Annotated in this window: 12 protein-coding genes; 6 read left to right on the top strand and 6 right to left on the bottom strand. The window is 71.6% G+C overall.

Annotation, left to right across the window (positions count from 1 at the left end; all coding sequences use genetic code 11):
• Window positions 1-2: 2 nt before the first annotated feature.
• From KGD84_RS03785 to KGD84_RS33780, 4 genes are read right to left on the bottom strand one after another with little or no spacing between them, the layout of a single operon-like run.
• The gene (locus KGD84_RS03785) at window positions 3-1,433 is read right to left on the bottom strand and encodes a TrbL/VirB6 family protein (protein WP_255647028.1); all 1,431 of its coding nucleotides are present in this window, start codon (window positions 1,431-1,433) and stop codon (window positions 3-5) included.
• 40 nt (window positions 1,434-1,473) lie between these two features.
• A complete protein-coding gene (locus tag KGD84_RS03790; protein WP_220564729.1) occupies window positions 1,474-2,223 on the bottom strand; it encodes a DUF8175 domain-containg protein in 750 nt (249 codons plus the stop codon).
• A 19-nt stretch (window positions 2,224-2,242) separates the two neighbouring features.
• Complete coding sequence (locus tag KGD84_RS03795; protein WP_220564730.1) at window positions 2,243-2,548, bottom strand: hypothetical protein; 306 nt, start codon at window positions 2,546-2,548, stop codon at window positions 2,243-2,245.
• 19 nt (window positions 2,549-2,567) lie between these two features.
• Window positions 2,568-3,041, bottom strand: a complete 474-nt coding sequence (locus tag KGD84_RS33780; protein WP_370634679.1) for a DUF6668 family protein — start codon at window positions 3,039-3,041, stop codon at window positions 2,568-2,570.
• Window positions 3,042-3,353: 312 nt separating this feature from the next.
• Between KGD84_RS33780 and KGD84_RS03800 the strand changes: the two genes are divergently transcribed.
• Window positions 3,354-4,442, top strand: a complete 1,089-nt coding sequence (locus KGD84_RS03800; protein ID WP_220564731.1) for a lytic transglycosylase domain-containing protein — start codon at window positions 3,354-3,356, stop codon at window positions 4,440-4,442.
• Between the two features lie 347 nt (window positions 4,443-4,789).
• On the opposite strand, the gene KGD84_RS03805 is transcribed toward KGD84_RS03800, so the two are convergent.
• On the bottom strand, window positions 4,790-5,827 hold the full coding sequence (locus KGD84_RS03805; protein WP_220564732.1) for a glycerophosphodiester phosphodiesterase family protein: 1,038 nt from the start codon (window positions 5,825-5,827) through the stop codon (window positions 4,790-4,792).
• 129 nt (window positions 5,828-5,956) lie between these two features.
• Window positions 5,957-7,078 (bottom strand): phosphoserine transaminase, encoded by a 1,122-nt coding sequence (serC, locus tag KGD84_RS03810; protein ID WP_220564733.1) that lies wholly within the window; start codon window positions 7,076-7,078, stop codon window positions 5,957-5,959.
• Between the two features lie 241 nt (window positions 7,079-7,319).
• Here serC and KGD84_RS03815 point away from each other — a divergent pair, with 241 nt between their 5' ends.
• The 5 genes from KGD84_RS03815 to KGD84_RS03835 all read left to right on the top strand — a co-directional run bounded on the left by KGD84_RS03815 (window position 7,320) and on the right by KGD84_RS03835 (window position 15,728).
• Window positions 7,320-10,778 carry a type 1 periplasmic-binding domain-containing protein gene (locus KGD84_RS03815; protein ID WP_220564734.1) on the top strand — a complete coding sequence of 1,153 codons (3,459 nt, stop codon included), beginning with the start codon at window positions 7,320-7,322 and terminating at the stop codon, window positions 10,776-10,778.
• A 59-nt stretch (window positions 10,779-10,837) separates the two neighbouring features.
• Window positions 10,838-11,491 carry a pyridoxamine 5'-phosphate oxidase gene (gene pdxH / locus KGD84_RS03820; RefSeq protein ID WP_220564735.1) on the top strand — a complete coding sequence of 218 codons (654 nt, stop codon included), beginning with the start codon at window positions 10,838-10,840 and terminating at the stop codon, window positions 11,489-11,491.
• A gap of 83 nt (window positions 11,492-11,574) precedes the next feature.
• Complete coding sequence (locus KGD84_RS03825; protein ID WP_220564736.1) at window positions 11,575-12,393, top strand: arylamine N-acetyltransferase family protein; 819 nt, start codon at window positions 11,575-11,577, stop codon at window positions 12,391-12,393.
• Between the two features lie 213 nt (window positions 12,394-12,606).
• Window positions 12,607-13,308 carry an iron-dependent transcriptional repressor DtxR gene (locus KGD84_RS03830; RefSeq protein ID WP_220564737.1) on the top strand — a complete coding sequence of 234 codons (702 nt, stop codon included), beginning with the start codon at window positions 12,607-12,609 and terminating at the stop codon, window positions 13,306-13,308.
• A 143-nt stretch (window positions 13,309-13,451) separates the two neighbouring features.
• Window positions 13,452-15,728 carry a SpoIIE family protein phosphatase gene (locus KGD84_RS03835; RefSeq protein WP_220564738.1) on the top strand — a complete coding sequence of 759 codons (2,277 nt, stop codon included), beginning with the start codon at window positions 13,452-13,454 and terminating at the stop codon, window positions 15,726-15,728.
• Window positions 15,729-15,762: the final 34 nt, after the last annotated feature.

The raw sequence follows: 15,762 nt of genomic DNA on the forward strand, positions 1-15,762 counted from the left end.
CGTCATTTACGGCTGCCACTGGGCCCATCGCCTCCGGAAGCGGTTTCGTCGACCGCCTTCTTGCTGGCCTCGCCGACGGCCTTGACGGCCTTGGCGGCCGCGTAGATGGCGGCGGTCTTGGGGTTGCTCTTCATCGCGGCGGCGCCCGCGCCGCCTCCGCCTCCACCCGTGGTCGGGCCGCCTCCGCCTCCGCCGGTGATACCTCCGGGCTTGGCGCCGCTGGTGTTGGAGGCGCCCGTCGCGCCTCCGCCGGACCTGCCGCCGGAAGGGCCTCCGCCTCCTCCGCCGCCGGATCCGCCCCCGCCGCCTCCGCCGCTCGCGGAGCCGGTGGGGAGCGCCGAGGTCGCGGCGTCGGCTGCCCCGCCGCCGCTGCCCGCGGTCGCGCCGACCATGGGGGTCACGAACTTCATCAGGGCGGGAAGGGCGAACAGGGCCAGGGCGAGCATCGTGACGCCCAGCATCAGGTCCTCCAGGCCCGCCTCTCCCTCGGGCTCCTGTAGCAGGACGAAGGCGAGGGCGTAGATGATCGCCGCCACGGGCTTGTAGAGCAGGAAGGCGACGAGCCAGGAGATGGCCTTCTGGAACCAGGACCGGCCCATCTCCGTGTTGGTGAACGCCGCGGTGAGGGGGAGCACGCCGGTGAGCAGGATGAGCATGCCGTCGCGGATCATCATCAGCACCATCTGGATCAGGCCGATGACGATGATGACCAGGCCGAGGACGAGGACCATGATGAGTCCGCCGCCGCCGAAGTAGGAGTTGACGCCCATGATGACGAGGAACTCCGTGGCGAGTCCGCCGAGGTCGGACTGGCCGTAGCCCTCCTTCAGGATCCACGTCGAGAACTCGTCCCCGAGGCCGATGAGGATGTTGACGAAGGTCACGCAGGTCGCCGAGACCACGACCAGGGTCAGCAGGGACCTGAGCAGTTCCTTGCCGGGCTGGGCGCGCTGCTCCCAGGCCATCTTCACGCCGCCCACGATCACCGAGAGGATCGCCGCGACCCCGACGTAGAACATCAGGCGGCTCTGGAGGAATCCGGCGGCGCCGCCGGCCGAGGTGCCGCCCATGGCCCCGATCAGCGCCGAGACGGCCGAGGACGCACCGCCGATGAGGGCGACGGCCCCGATGACCAGGGTCATCTTGTTGAGGTACTGGCCGCCTTCGCCCCTCGACCTGGCCAGGGCCAGTGTCGCCCCGAGGATGATGAGGGACAGGACGGCGACGCCCAACCCGATCCAGGTGACGTAGCCGAGGATGTCGCTCACCTGCCCCGGGGTTCCGCTGGGGGAGGTGATCCCGCCGGCGGCGGAGCCGTCACCGGCGTCCAGTTCCCTGGTCGGACTGTCGATCCAGAAGGTCAGCATCGTCTCGACGACGCTTCCGACCTCGTCCGCGAACTGCTGCTTGATCTCGTCCATGATGCTGGTCACTGCCCTGTCGAAGTGACACCCGATATCGATTCCGCACACGTCAGATCGCCGCCCAGGGTGTGTAACCGCTCAGATCCTCGAGGACGGTGAAGAGGGGATCGCTCTCCCCGCTCTCATCGACCACGATCTTCCAGTCCCCCTCCACCCACATGAGGTCGAAGGTCATGCTCGCGTACACGGCGTCGGGAGCCATCAGGGCGAGGCTGATACGGGCCTCGTCCTCGGTGTAGGAGACGACCTTGGCGGCGACGATCTGACCGCCGACGCCTCCCTCCGGCGCCTGCGACGACTCCATCTCCGCGATGAACACCTGCCGTCCCGGCCCCGGCGCCACGATCCGCTCCCACTGGGAGTCCATCCGGTCGCCCCCGGCGTTGGCCAGGGCGAGGAAGTTCCCGGTGGCGAGCACCGCCCCCTCCGGTGTGCGGGCGTAGCAGTAGCGGGCCCCGCCGTCCTCGACGACCCCCGGGCCGTGCTCGGCCGTCTGCGGGGCACGCATGCCGCCGATCGAGGTCCAGGTGGTGTCGAGGAGGGGGAGGAGCATGTCGAACTCGACCGTGTGCGCCTCCAGCCCGCACACGCTGTCCTGCCCGTCCGGGGTGGCCGGAGCCTCCTCCGGGGAGGGGGTCTCCCCGGGGCCGGCGGGGGCGGACGCGGTTCCCGGGTCCGCCCCCGCCTCGTCCTCGTCGTCGGGCCACACGGCGACCAGGGCACCGGACACCACGAGGGCGGCGAGAAAACCTGCTGAGAAGATGAAGGAGGGGCGGCTGAAGGGGTTCTCGTCGCTCATCGTCGGTTTTTCTCCGTGATCAGCTCACCAGGAACGAGACGAGGCTCGTCGCGCCCGAGATGACGATGACACCGGCGAGGACCATGCCGATCTTGCTCATGTGTTCGCCGCCCTCGCCCCGGCGGGACTGGATGGCCATGACGGCGCCGGCGACGATGAGGCCGAGGACGCAGACCGCCAGGGCGACCCACTTGGCCCATCCCAGGATGGTGAGGAAGCCGCCGTCCAGGCCGGGAGGGGCCTGGCTGGTGACCTCATCGATGCCGAGCGCGAGGGGGTGGAGAAGGGACGTTGCGTCAGCTGCGAGGACAACTGCTTCGTTCATCGGGTCTCGGATCTTTTCTCTAGCTTTTCTGGATCAGGACTTGCACGCTTTTTATGAGTTTTCGCAGCTCAGCGGGCATGCCGCGTGGATCCGGGGCGGTGGGCGGATCGGTCCGCCATTGTTCCATCCAGGGGACGCGCCAGACTCGGGGAGCTCCCCCTCCTACTAGATGCGCGAAGTCCTTCAGGGGTTTCGGAAGCTTACCGGGCGCGTCGGACACCAGGGCAAGGCCCAGCAGCTGGATTCCGGGAACGGTGCCGGAGGCCCATTGTGTAAGGGCGTTCCGGGCGGACTCCAAACCTGAGAGGCCGGTTCTGGCCATTAACACCACCGGAATTCCACCGGGGAGGGGTGTGGCCGATTGTGGCCATGTGTGGTGGCTCTCGACCGACCCCGGGAGAAGTTTGGCGAAGGTGCTCTCGCCCGCCCCTCCATGTGCTCCCACCCACCACACGCTGGCGCTTTGCGGAAAAACGCGGAGTGGGAGGCCCACTCCTTCCGGGGCGTGGACGCCGGGGTGGGGGAAAGATGGTCCGGTGGTCGTGGTATGAGTATCATCCGCCTGTTCGGATTCGTGGGCAGCGGCTTTCCGTGCTGCTTCCGTATCGTCCTGAGCAGGCGTTGTCCAGGGGTTATAGGGTTCGGACAAGGCGGGACCGCTTTCCTCGACGGGCGTGATCCTGGGTTACGGCGCCTACAGATACTACATTCAGGGCTCCTCTGCAATCACGAAAGGGTCGCCCGTGCGCCGTGAAGAGAAACACGGAAAGTCGGTTACGAGCGATCTCGTGGAGGGTCCGCCCAGGTGAAGCAGCTTCTCTATCTCCCCCTGGCGTTGATCGCCTTCATCATGGTCTTCGTTCTGCTTTTGGTCGGCGTGATCGCAGAAGAGGCCGATGGTTCATTCCAGGAGTTCCCGGATTCCGTGCCGGGCATCCCGGACGTCGTCCTGTTCGCCTACGTCGCGGCTGCTTCCGGTGTCGACGAGTACGCTCCGGGGTGCGAGGGGATGAGCTGGTCCCTGGTCGCGGGTATCGGTTATGAGGAAAGCAAGCACGGAACGCACGACGGGTCCGAAGCCGACGAAGAAGGGAATGTCCGACCCCCGATCATAGGCATCCCGCTCGACGGCACCAACGATACGGCCCGAATCGAGGACACGGACGACGGGGAGATGGACGGGGACGAGGAATTCGATCGAGCCGTCGGTCCCATGCAGTTCATTCCCGGCTCGTGGAATATATACGGGCAGGACGGGGACGGCAACGGCGAGAAGGACCCGAACAATATCTTCGATGCCGCTGCGGCGACCGTGGCTCACCTGTGCAGGAGTGGTGGGAACGACCTCACGACCGACGAGAAGATGCGCCAGGCGATTCGGGGGTACAACAATTCCGGCGAATACGTGAACGACGTCATGGAACGCAAGGCGCACTACGACTCCCTGCACGTCAGGCCGGACGGCGGCCAGGTCGGCGGAGGCGAGATGGTCTCCTGTGCCAACCTCGGTCAACTGCACCCGACCATGTGCTCGGTCCACGAACACCTGAACGAGAAGTTCGGCGCCTTCTACCTCTCCGCCGGCGGGTACCGGAATGAGAGCACCAGCGACCATGGTTACGGGATGGCCATCGACTACATGATGGGACCGTACGGCGGTATCCCCTCGATGGAGAACCACGCCATGGCCATCCAGGTGATCAACTATGTCATCAAGAACCATGAAATTCTCGGGGTCAAGGGTTTGATCTATGACCGGCACATCTGGAACGCGCAGAGGGACAGCGTGGGGGACTGGAACGCTGTCCGGCGTTTCCATCAGAACACCGGGGATCTCACCCAGGACCATGTCGACCACATCCACCTCGCGGCCGGCCCCGGCCGTATGAGGTGAGTCGGAGGAAATCGAAAAAGGCATCGGGATCTTGTCGGGTATTCCACTCCCGTTCCCCCGGTGATACGGCACGGTGGGCGCGAGGAGGTCCGTGGTCGGTCGATGACTCCACGGGATCGGTCGGCCCTGTCGCGGCCCGCCCGGCCGGGGCGTCGGTGCCGGCGCCGCCGCGGGCCCGGCGTGCCCGCACTCCCCGGTGGTGGCGGTGGGTGTGGTGGCGCCGCGGAGAACGGGAGCCACCCGGGGGCCGCGAAAGGGTGGGACCGCAGGCCGGATGTCGCCGGGGAACGCCGCGAGGGGCCCGGACGGTTTCCCGTCCGGGCCCCTCGGTGCGGTGCCCCGGCGGGTCAGCCACCCTTCTTCTGGCCGCCCTGGCCGTTCTGGGCGGCCTGCCCGGCCTCCAGGAAGTGCTCGCGCACCAGGAACGCGTGCCGGGAGAAGTCGGTGAACACCCCGTCCACGCCCAGCTCGAAGAACAGCTCGTACTCCGCGGCGAACGAGCCGTAGTCGCCCGCGTCGCCGTCCGAGCGCAGCGCCGGCGGCAGGAAGTGGTTCTCGCTGCGGAACGTGTACGGGTGCACCAGCAGCCCCGCCTCGTGCGCGTCGTCCACCAGCGAGGTCGGCTCGGTGAAGTCCCCGTTCTCGCCGACCGGCGCGATCAGCGCCTTGGCCGGCCCGATCGCGTGCGCGAACGCCGCCACCTCGGCCAGCCCGTCCGGAGTGGTGTAGTGCCGCCAGTGCTCCTCGGTGCCCATCAGGAACACCAGCGGCAGCTCCGTCTCGGCGAGCTTGCGCAGGCTCTCGGCCTCGAACGACTGGAGGAACACCGGCACCCGCGGCTCCGGCCCGGTCAGCCCGGCCTCCTTGAGCGCCGCGATCAGCGGCGGCTCCAGGTCCAGGCCCTGGGACACGTGGTAGGAGGGGTGCTTGGTCTCGGGGTAGATCCCGATCGGCCGCTTCAGCTCCGCGGTGAGGGAGAGGGCCAGGTCGATGACCTCCTCCAGGGTCGGGATCTCGTAGGTCCCGTCCATCAGCGCGTTCATGGTGCGCACGTCCTGGAGGCGCTCCCTGGCGCGCAGCGTCTTGATCTCCTCCAGGGTGAAGTCCTGGGCGAAGAACCCGGTGACCTCCCGGCCGTCGATGGTCCGGGTGGTGCGCCGGTCGGCGAACTCCGGGCGGTCGGCGACGTCGGTGGTCTCGCCGATCTCGGCCTCGTGCCGGCAGATCAGCCGGCCGTCCCGGGTCGCGACCAGGTCCATCTCGATGAAGTCGCCACCGTGCCGGGCGCCCAGCTCGTAGGAGGCCAGCGTGTGCTCGGGCCGGTGCCCCGACGCACCCCGGTGGGAGATGATCTTGATGGGGGAATCCAACTTGTTCCTGCGCACAGTCGACCCGTCCTGGAAGTCCGGAAAAGGAGAAAAAGAGGAGGTCGGCCCGCGGGAAACGGGCCGACCTCCATTCTGCCCCGTCGTACGACCGGGGTGCGGCCGGGCGCGGGACGGTGCCCGGGGGCCTCAGGAGAGCCGCGTGAGCACGTGGTCGATGCACTCGGTCAGGGCCTGCACGTCGGCGGGCTCGACCGCGGGGAACGTCGCGACGCGCAGCTGGTTGCGGCCCAGCTTGCGGTACGGCTCGGTGTCCACGACGCCGTTGGCGCGCAGCACCTTGGCGACGGCGGCGGCGTCCACGTCGTCGCTGAAGTCGATCGTCGCCACGACCTGGGAGCGCTTGGCCGGGTCGGTGACGAACGGCGTCGCGACCGCGGACTTCTCGGCCCAGGTGTACAGGATCGAGGAGGACTCGGCGGTGCGCGCCACCGACCAGTCCAGGCCGCCCTGCCCGTTGATCCACTCCAGCTGCTCGGCCAGGAGCAGCAGGGTGGCCACGGCCGGGGTGTTGTAGGTCTGGTCCTTGCGGGAGTTGTCGACGGCGGTGGTGAGCGAGAAGAACTCGGGGATGTACCGGCCGCTCGCAGCGATCTCCTCGACCCGGGCCAGCGCCCTGGGCGACATGACGGCCAGCCACAGGCCGCCGTCGGCCGCGAAGCTCTTCTGCGGGGCGAAGTAGTAGACGTCGGTCTGGGCGATGTCGACCGGCAGGCCGCCGGCGCCGCTGGTGGCGTCGACCAGCACCAGGGCGTCCTCGTCGGCCCCGGCCACCCTCGCGATGGGCGCGGCCACACCGGTGGAGGTCTCGTTGTGGGTGAGGGCGTAGACGTCCACCCCGGCCTCGGCGACGGCCTCGCCGTGGGTCCCGGGGTCGGTGGCGACCACGGTCGGCTCGGCCAGCCACGGGGCGCCCTTGGCGACCTTCGCGAACTTGCTCGAGAACTCGCCGAACGACAGGTGCTGGGACTTCTCGCGCAGCAGGCCGTGGGCGGCGATGTCCCAGAAGGCGGTGGTGCCGCCGTTGCCGAGGACGACCTCGTACCCCTCGGGCAGGGAGAACAGGTCGGAGATCCCGGCGCGCACCCGAGAGACCAGGGACTTCACGGGCTTCTGCCGGTGCGAGGTCCCCAGGTAGCGGGAGCCGGAGGAGGCCAGCGCCTCCAGCTGGGCCGGGCGGACTTTGGAGGGGCCGCTGCCGAATCGGCCGTCGGAGGGCAGGAGGTTCGCGGGAATCTGAATCTCGGTCACGGTCCCCAGAGTAGTGGCGGGGGAGGCGACGCGGCCGGTCAGGGGTGTTATTCGCGCACGTGAAAATACGTGAGAAGGGATCGGCGCGTCACAATCCCTGGCGGTTCCCGTCGGCGCGGCCGGTATGGGCCACTGACAATCGGGTCTGAAAGCGTGGAATACGGGCACCCTTTGTTGTCTAATGAGGGCGCTTCGGGGGGAGCAGCCGCCAGAGACCACGACCATGACGAGGTGCCCGCGCGTGTCCGAGACGACCGGATCCCCGGCCTCCCCCGAGGCCCCCGAACACACCGCGGCCGCGGACGGGGACGGGGCGCGCCGCCTGCTCGCCGTCTTCGACGCCCTGCGCGAGCGCCCCGGCCGGGGGCACGCCGGACGGTCGGCCCGGATGGAGCGGCGGGCCGCCCGCCGCCGCAGGGTCCGCGCGCATAGCGACGTGCAGCGCGGCGACCTCGCCGAGCCCCCGCCCGCCCTCGACCTCGTCTTGGACGACGCCGCCGACCGCGGCGCCCTGCTGGACGCCCTCGTCGAACGCTGCGGCAACCAGCCGCCGCTGCGGCTGCCCGTCCCGGGCGCGGCCGCTCCCCCTGAGGCGGGGGACCCCGAGCCCTGGGCCACCACCGACGAGCTCTACGACCTCGTGGAGAGGCTCCTCGACGCCGCGGACCAGGGGTTCCCCGAACCGGAGGGGTCCCGCACCGCGCCGCCGCCGCCCCGGTTCGCCCGCCTGCGCTCCCTGCTCCGGCTGCGCGCCTGCGACCGCGCCGCCATCCACGAGGGCATGAGCGGCAGCATCACCGGGCGCGGCGACCTCGAACTGGACACCGACCGCCGCACCCAGATCCACGTGGTGGCCGCCCTGGGCCGGCTGCGCTCGGCCTCCCGCCGCGAGGGCCGCAGGCGGTCCGTCCCGCGCTGGCTCGCCGCCTACCTGCGCATCGCCCGGGAGAGCGCCATCCGGCTCGCCGGGCTGAGCACCCGCATCACCTTCGGCCGCCTCGACGCCGTGCTGCTCACCCCGGTCTCCTTCATCATGGGCGTGCTCGGCGCCTTCGCCCCGCCCCTGCTGGGCGCCTTCGGCCTGGCCACCGCCCTGGGCGGGCTGGGGCCGGACACCCTGTTCGGCCAGACCCTCCAGGGCGTGAACAACTGGATCGCCGGATCCGCCGCCGTCCTGCTGCTCATCGTCTACGGCTCCCTGGCGCCCTTCCTCGTCCTGCCCTGGCGCGCCTACCGGTGGCTCGACGAGCACGCCGACTACGAGGAGAAGACGGGCCTGCGCGGGCACCGCGACCGCGGCATCCACGTCCTCAACCTCCTCAAGGGCGAGGCCGACCGGGAGGGCCGCCTGCACCAGACCGAGGCCGCCGACCCGGAGGCGGCCCCCGGCCCCGCCCCTGTGTCCGCGGAGACACGCCTGTGGTGGGAGCTGCTGCTGCGGCTGCCCGCGCGGGAGCCGCAGCAGCCCCCGGCCGCCGCCACCGCTCCGCACCCGGTGTCCCCCGAGGCGCCGCGCGAGTACGAGCCGCTGCCCGCCGTCCACCGATTGGCCGTCAACGCCCTGCTGGACGACCTCGCCGAGACCCACGGCGGCGTCCACCGGCCGCTGCGGCCGCGGCGCGGCCGGGCGCTGCGCCCCGTCCTCCTGATCGACCAGGACCGCCTCGACCGGGTCGGCCGCTACCTCGTCCGCCTCATCGAGGACGAGCGGGTGCGCCGCACCCTGCCCGACCCCCTGCTCATCGTCCAGGTCCGCGGACCCGGCACCGCCTCCCTGGTCTCCCCGGCGGTCGACGCGGCCCGCTACCCCTCGCTGCCGGGCACCGAGACCACCGTCCGCCAGGAGGAGGTGTCCCTGTGGCGGCGCGCCCGCCACGCCGCCGGCGTCCTGGGCGTCACCCGCACCCTGCGGCTCGCCGTCCCCGGGGTGCCCGCCGACCCCACCGCCGGAACCCCCGCCGACCGGACCGTGCCCACCGCCGCGGCCCTCGCCCGGCGCTGGACCGGGGGGACCTCCCTGTCCCTGGTGCTCGTCCTCGCCCTGGCCTGGGGGCTCGGACCCACCGCCATGGCCCCCTTCAACCCGTGCGTCCAGAACTGGCTGTGGGAGCCGGTCGGCATCGAGCAGGACGGCAAGGACTGCTACGGCGTCACCTTCGGCGGCTTCGTCTTCCACGAGCGGCTGAAGGAGGTCACCGAGCTCATCCGCGACCAGAACGCGGCCGTGGACGCCGCCGGGCGCGGCACCTCCCACGTCACCGTCGCCTACTTCGGCGCGCTCAGCACCACCTCCGTCTCCGACCTCACCCTGGCCGGGGTCCAGGGGGAGCTGCTCGGGATCGCCCACCGGCAGGCCGAGCACAACGAGTCCGCCGACGCCTCCCTGCCCCGCATCAAGATCCTGCTGGTCAGCACCGGCCAGGGCTGGTCGCACGCCGCCGACGCCGCGCGCATGGTCGTCGAGCGGTCCGAGCGCACCCGCGACCGGATGGACCGGCCGATCGCCGCCCTCGGGTTCGGGCAGAGCCTCCAGGGCACCACCGAGGCGATCCGGGTGCTGGGCGCCGCGCGCATCCCGATGATCGGCACCACCGCGACCTTCGACGACATCGCCCTGGAGGCGTCGGGCAAGTACGGCCAGTACTTCTTCCCGCTGGCCCCGGCCAACTCCCGTATCGCCGAGCAGGCCGCCTCCTGGGCCTACGAGGGGGTCGCACGGGACGGGGCGGGCCTGGCCGAGGGGGAGGACCCCCCGGCCCTGGGGCCGGCGCGCACCGCCGTGGCGATCGCCGACAACCAGAGCGGGGAGAGCTACGGGCCCCACCTGGCGGTGCGGTTCATGTCCGCCTTCCGCGCCCTGGGCGGGCAGCCCTGGCAGGACCCCGAGGGCGGCCTCCCGCCCGCGGTGGGCCTGGCCGACGGCTCCAGCGCGGTCGTCCCCGGCGTGCTGCCCTATCGGCAGGGGGAGGTGTCGCAGGCCGACCACCTGGCGCGGGTGTGCGCCCAGGACCCGCCCGACCTCATCTACTTCGCGGGGCGCTCCACCGACTTCGCCGACTTCCACCGCCTCCTCCAGGAGGAGGGGATGTGCGTGGAGGCCGGGATCGACGTGCTGGGCGGCGACGACATCGCCAAGTTCGTCACCGACCACGCCGAGACCATCGGCCGGGCCGACGGGTACCCCGTCTTCTACACGCCGCTGGCCGCCAGCGGCGCCTGGGGGCGCTACACCGAGGGCAGCGAGCGCTCGTTCTACGCCGAGGCCGAGGCCCTGGCGGGGGAGGTGTACGACGACCGGGACGAGGAGGCGGAGGCCGGCGCCGACGCCGCGGACGGGGGCCTGCCCTCGATGGCCCACGCCGCCGTCGCGGCCGACGCCGTCACCGTGTTCTCCCGGGCGCTGCGCGGCGTCGACCACCCGGTGCCCGGCGGCGACGGGCCGCCGTTCCTGGGCGACGACGCGGCCTACGACGCCGAGCGCGACGCCCTCGTGGAGCGCATCCAGAACACGGCGGGGCTGTCCGCCGTCTCGGGGCACATCGCGTTCGGCGAGCCCGCCCGGGGCAACTGGTACGACGCGCGGATGGTGCAGCTCGTGGTCGTGGGGCCGCGCGGCACGGACGACTCCCGCCAGCACGTGGTGGCGGCCTGCGGGCGGATCAGCCCGTCCACGGTCGACCCCGGCCCCCACTGCGTGTGACGCGCACGTCGCCGCGGCCGGGTGGCGCGGGCGGGCCCCGGCGAGAGAAGATGCCCCCTGTGGACCGTACAGACCCCGCCGAGCTGCGCAAACCCTACCTGGGGGCGCCCCTGCGCCGCGCCGACCTCGCCGAGCACCCCATGACCCAGTTCCACCTGTGGTTCGAGGAGGCCCACGAGTCGGGCCTGGCCGAGCCCAACGCGATGGTGCTGGCCTCCGTGGAGCCCGACGGCATGCCCCGGGCCCGTACGGTGCTGATGAAGGGCTACGACCGCAGGGGCCTGCGCTTCTTCACCAACTACACCTCGCGCAAGGGTGTCGCCCTGGAGGCCGACCCCCGGGCGAGCGTCGTCTTCCCCTGGCACCCCATCCGCCGCCAGGTCCTCGTCGCGGGCCGGGTGGAGCGCCTGGGCGACGCCGAGAACGACCGCTACTTCGCGTCCCGCCCGCGCGGCTCCCGCCTGGGCGCCTGGGCCAGCGAGCGCCAGTCCCAGCCGGTCGCCGACCGCGAGGAGCTGGACCGCCTCTACCGCGAGTTCGAGACGGTCTGGCCGGGCGACACCGAGATCCCCCGCCCCGCCTACTGGGGCGGCTTCCGCCTGGTCCCGCGGGAGGTCGAGTTCTGGCAGGGCGGCGCCGACCGCATGCACGACCGCTTCCGCTACCTGCGCACCGGCGACGACACCTGGGACGTCGACCGCCTCGCCCCCTGACCCCGGCCCGGAAAAGCGCTTCCGGAACGTCGCCGCCCCCGGATAGCCTGCCGCGTCGGCACCGGCACGGAGCGGGGGAGCACATGGACATCGGGGCCTACCTGGAGCGGATCGGCCACACCGGGCCGGTCCGGGCGGACGCGGCCACCCTGGCCGCGGTGCACCGGGCGCAGCTGGGCACCGTGCCCTACGAGAACCTCGACATCCAGGCGGGGCTGGTCCCCTCGCTGCACCCGGACGACCTGTTCGACAAGATCGTCCGCCGCCGGCGCGGCGGCTACTGCTACGAGCTCAACTCCCTGCTGGCCCTGGTGCTGGAGGACATCGGCCTCGAGGTGACCCGGGTGCGCGGCGCCGTCGGCCCGCGCGACGCCGAGCCGCCCGAGTGGGCCAACCACCTGGCCCTGCTCGTACGCGCGGACGGGCGCCTGTGGGTGGCGGACGCGGGGCTCGGCGACGGCTTCCTCGAACCGCTGCCGCTGGAGCCGGGCCGGTACCGGCAGGGGCCGTTCACGTACACCGTCGAACCCGGGGGAGACGGGACCACCTGGTGGATCGGCCACCACGGGAAGGCCGCGGTGCCCGGCTACCTGCTGGACACCGAGCCGCGGTCGGCCGCCTACTTCGAGCCGTACCACCGGGCCAAGGCGACCTCGCCCGAGTCCGTGTTCGTGCGCACCCTCGTCGCCCAGCGCCCGTTCCCGGACGGCTCCCTCACCCTGCGCGGCAACGCCCTGACCGAACTGGCGCCGGTGGGGAAGAACACGGTCCTGCTCCCCGACGCCGCGGCGTTCGCCGAGGTCCTGTCCGACCGGTTCGGCCTGACCCCGGACGGGGCCGACACCGCGGCGCTGTTCGCGAAGGCGAGCGCGCAGACCGCGGAGCACCTGGCCCGGGGCTGACGCGGAACCGGGCCCTACGGCCGGGCCCGTACGGAATTTCGGGTCCTTGCCGTCACGATATGCTTGCGGTATTCGGTGGTCGCTCCCGCGGTCGCGCGGACACCCCGGTCCCCACTCGGCTCCCGGGAATCGCATCGCCCCGACCTGTGTTGTGAGAGACCCGCCGTGCCCGCCGTGACCGTGCGCCGGGCGCAGAGTCATGGGAGGGGAGTCTTGACCGCACACGGGCTGATCGACACCACGGAGATGTACCTCCGGACGGTATTCGAGCTCGAGGAGGAGGGCATCGTCCCCCTCCGGGCACGGATCGCCGAGCGCCTGCACCAGAGCGGCCCCACCGTCAGCCAGACCGTGGCCCGCATGGAGCGCGACGGCCTGCTGCGGGTCGAGAACGACCGGCACCTGGTCATGACCGCCGAGGGCCGCAGGCTGGCCACCCACGTCATGCGCAAGCACCGGCTCGCCGAGCGGCTGCTGGTCGACGTCATCGGGCTGCCCTGGGAGGACGTCCACATCGAGGCCTGCCGCTGGGAGCACGTCATCTCCGAGGCCGTGGAGGAGCGCCTGGTGACGCTGCTCAACGCGCCCTCGGTGTGCCCCCACGGCAACCCGATCCCGGCGCTGGACGAGCTGGGCCTGGACGACTACTCGCCCGAGCCCTTCACCGACGAGTCCATCGTGCCGATGGTCGACGTCGCCTCGGGGCCCGAGACCACCGTCACCGTCCGCCGGATCAGCGAGCAGATCCAGTCCGACGCCGACATCATGCGCACCCTGCGCGAGGCGGGGGTGCAGCCCGAGCGCGAGGTCGTGCTGCGCGCCACCGACGACGGGGTGCGGGTGCTCGCCGAGGACGGCGGGGGCACCGACCTCACGTCGGCGATCGCCGGGCACATCTTCGTCGCCAAGCCGTGACGACGGGGACCCGTTGCTCATCAGGATTGTCACATTGCGCTGCGAGAACGTTGACGGTGTTGCTACGCTCGCTGCAAGGTGCGGTCGTTCGGGTGATCCGGGGCGGGCATGCTTGCAGTTCATGACGGCGAGGTGGCGGCTAGATGACACGGTGGGGTGAGCCCTTCCGCGAAGGCGACGCGCTCGCCACGGCCGCCGTCGTGGACCGCGCGCAGATCGCCATCGTCGTCATCGACCGGTTCAGCCTGCTGCGCTACTGGAACCCCTTCGCACGCGAGCTCTTCGGCTTCGTCGGCGGCCGCGACTACGTCGGACTCTCGCTGCTGGACATCGGCATCCACGAGTCCGACCGCGAACACGCCTCCCAGCTGGCCCGCCGCGTCCTGCGCGGCGAGCCCTGGGAGGGCACGTTCGCGGTCCTCAAGGGCGACTCCACCTGGATCCACGTGCGCGCCCAGGCCGTGCCGATGCGCAACGAGGACGGCGAGATCGACGGCATCACGCTCATCGCCCGCGAGGCGCTGCGCAGCGGCCGGGTCGAGGAGCAGTACGGCCTGCTGGAGCGGATCGGCAGCCGGCTGGCCGGCTCCCTGGAGTTCGACTCCACCGTGCGCGGGGTCGCGGGCATCCTGGTGCCCCAGTTCGCCGACCACTGCTTCATCGACCTCTACGAGCAGGACCGGCTGGTCAGACGGGTCTCGGTGCACGCCGAGGGGTGGATGCCCCCGCCCCACACCTGGTTCGACGTCGGGGACGAGGTCCGCTACCCCGAACGCCACTTCGTGACCCAGGCGCTGCGCCGGCTGGAGACGGTCGTCAGCAGCGACTACCTCTTCGAGAACTCCCCCAGCAGCCGCTCCGACATGGTCTCCCGGCAGGTCGGCGTCACCTCCGCGATCGCCGCCCCGCTGCGCGCCCGCGGCGAGGTCCTGGGAGTGCTCACCCTGGCCCTGTCCGGGCTGTCCCCGCGCCAGAAGAACACCTACGGCGGCTTCGACCGCGACCTCGTGGGCGCCATCGCCTCCCGCGTCGCGCTGGCCATCGACAACGCCCGCCTCTTCGAGGAGGAGCGCACCACCGCCCTGGCCTTCCAGAACAGCCTGCTGCCCAGCGACTTCCCGCCCCAGGACGGGCTCACCATCGCCTCCCGCTACCTGCCCGCCGGGCCCACACAGGCGTACGGCCACGGCATCCAGACCCAGGTGGGCGGCGACTTCTACGACGTCATCCCGCTCTCGGCCGGCCGGGTGGGCCTGGTCATCGGCGACGTCGAGGGCCGCGGCCCGCACGCCGCCGCCGTCATGGGGCAGCTGCGCGCCGCCCTGCGGGCCTTCGCCCAGGCCGACCGCGAACCCGCCGACATCCTGCGCGAGCTCGACGAGTGGGTGCGCCGCCTGGGCCGCCCGATCGACGGCGGCACCTGGATCCCCAGCGTCAGCTGCCTGTACATGGTCTACGACGCCTGGTCGCGCGAGCTCTCCTACGCCAACGCCGGGCACGCGCCCCCGCTGCTGATCACCTCCGAGTCCGTCGAGGCCCTGGAGCTGGAGGTCAACGACCGCATGCTCGGCACCCGGGCCAAGGCCGGCGCGGGCGAGGACGTCGTCTACCACCAGGCGGAGCTGCGGCTGCCCACCGGCGCCACGCTGCTGCTGTACACCGACGGCCTGGTCGACCGGACCCCCGTCGGCGGCGCCCGGGACCCCGAGAGGGCGTTCCGCAGGCTCACCGATCGGGTCTCCGAGGTCGCGGACAAGGACGTGGAGCAGATCGCCGAGGCCGCGGTGCACAGCGTTCCGGGCGAGCTGGACGACGACACCGCGCTGCTGGTCGTGCGCACCGACTCCGACGAACTGGCGCTGCGCGAGGGCTGGTTCCCCTCCGAGGCCTCCACCGTGGGCGAGGCCCGCCACCTGGCGGCCAACACCTTCAAGGAGTGGGGGATGGACCGGGACCAGTCGGAGCTGGCCTGCCTGCTGGTCTCGGAGATCGTCACCAACGTCGTCATCCACGCCACCCCGCACCCGGTGCACCGCGAGTTCACCGACACCGGGGTGCGCGACTCCGAGACGCCGTTCGACGGCACCCCCGCCTTCGACGAGTTCGACGAGGACTGGAGCGACCTGCTGGACGAGGTCGCCGAGGCCGACGAGGCGGACGCCCAGGACGACGACAAGGAGTTCCTGCTCCGCCTGCGCAAGGGCGCCTCCCGGGTGTGGGTGGAGGTCTTCGACCACGACCTGCGCCTGCCGCGCATCCGCAGCGCCGCCGCGGACGACGAGGGCGGCCGGGGCCTGTACCTGGTGGAGCAGCTGGCGACCCGCTGGGGATCGCGGCCGACCCCGGACGGCAAGGCGGTCTGGTTCGAGATGCCCATGCACGCGCCGGTGGAGGACGGGGACGCCGAACCCCTCGCCTGACCCCCGGACGGGTGACCGGTCGGACGCTCTGCGT

This window comes from Nocardiopsis changdeensis, from assembly GCF_018316655.1.
GTDB classification, from domain to species: domain Bacteria; phylum Actinomycetota; class Actinomycetes; order Streptosporangiales; family Streptosporangiaceae; genus Nocardiopsis; species Nocardiopsis changdeensis.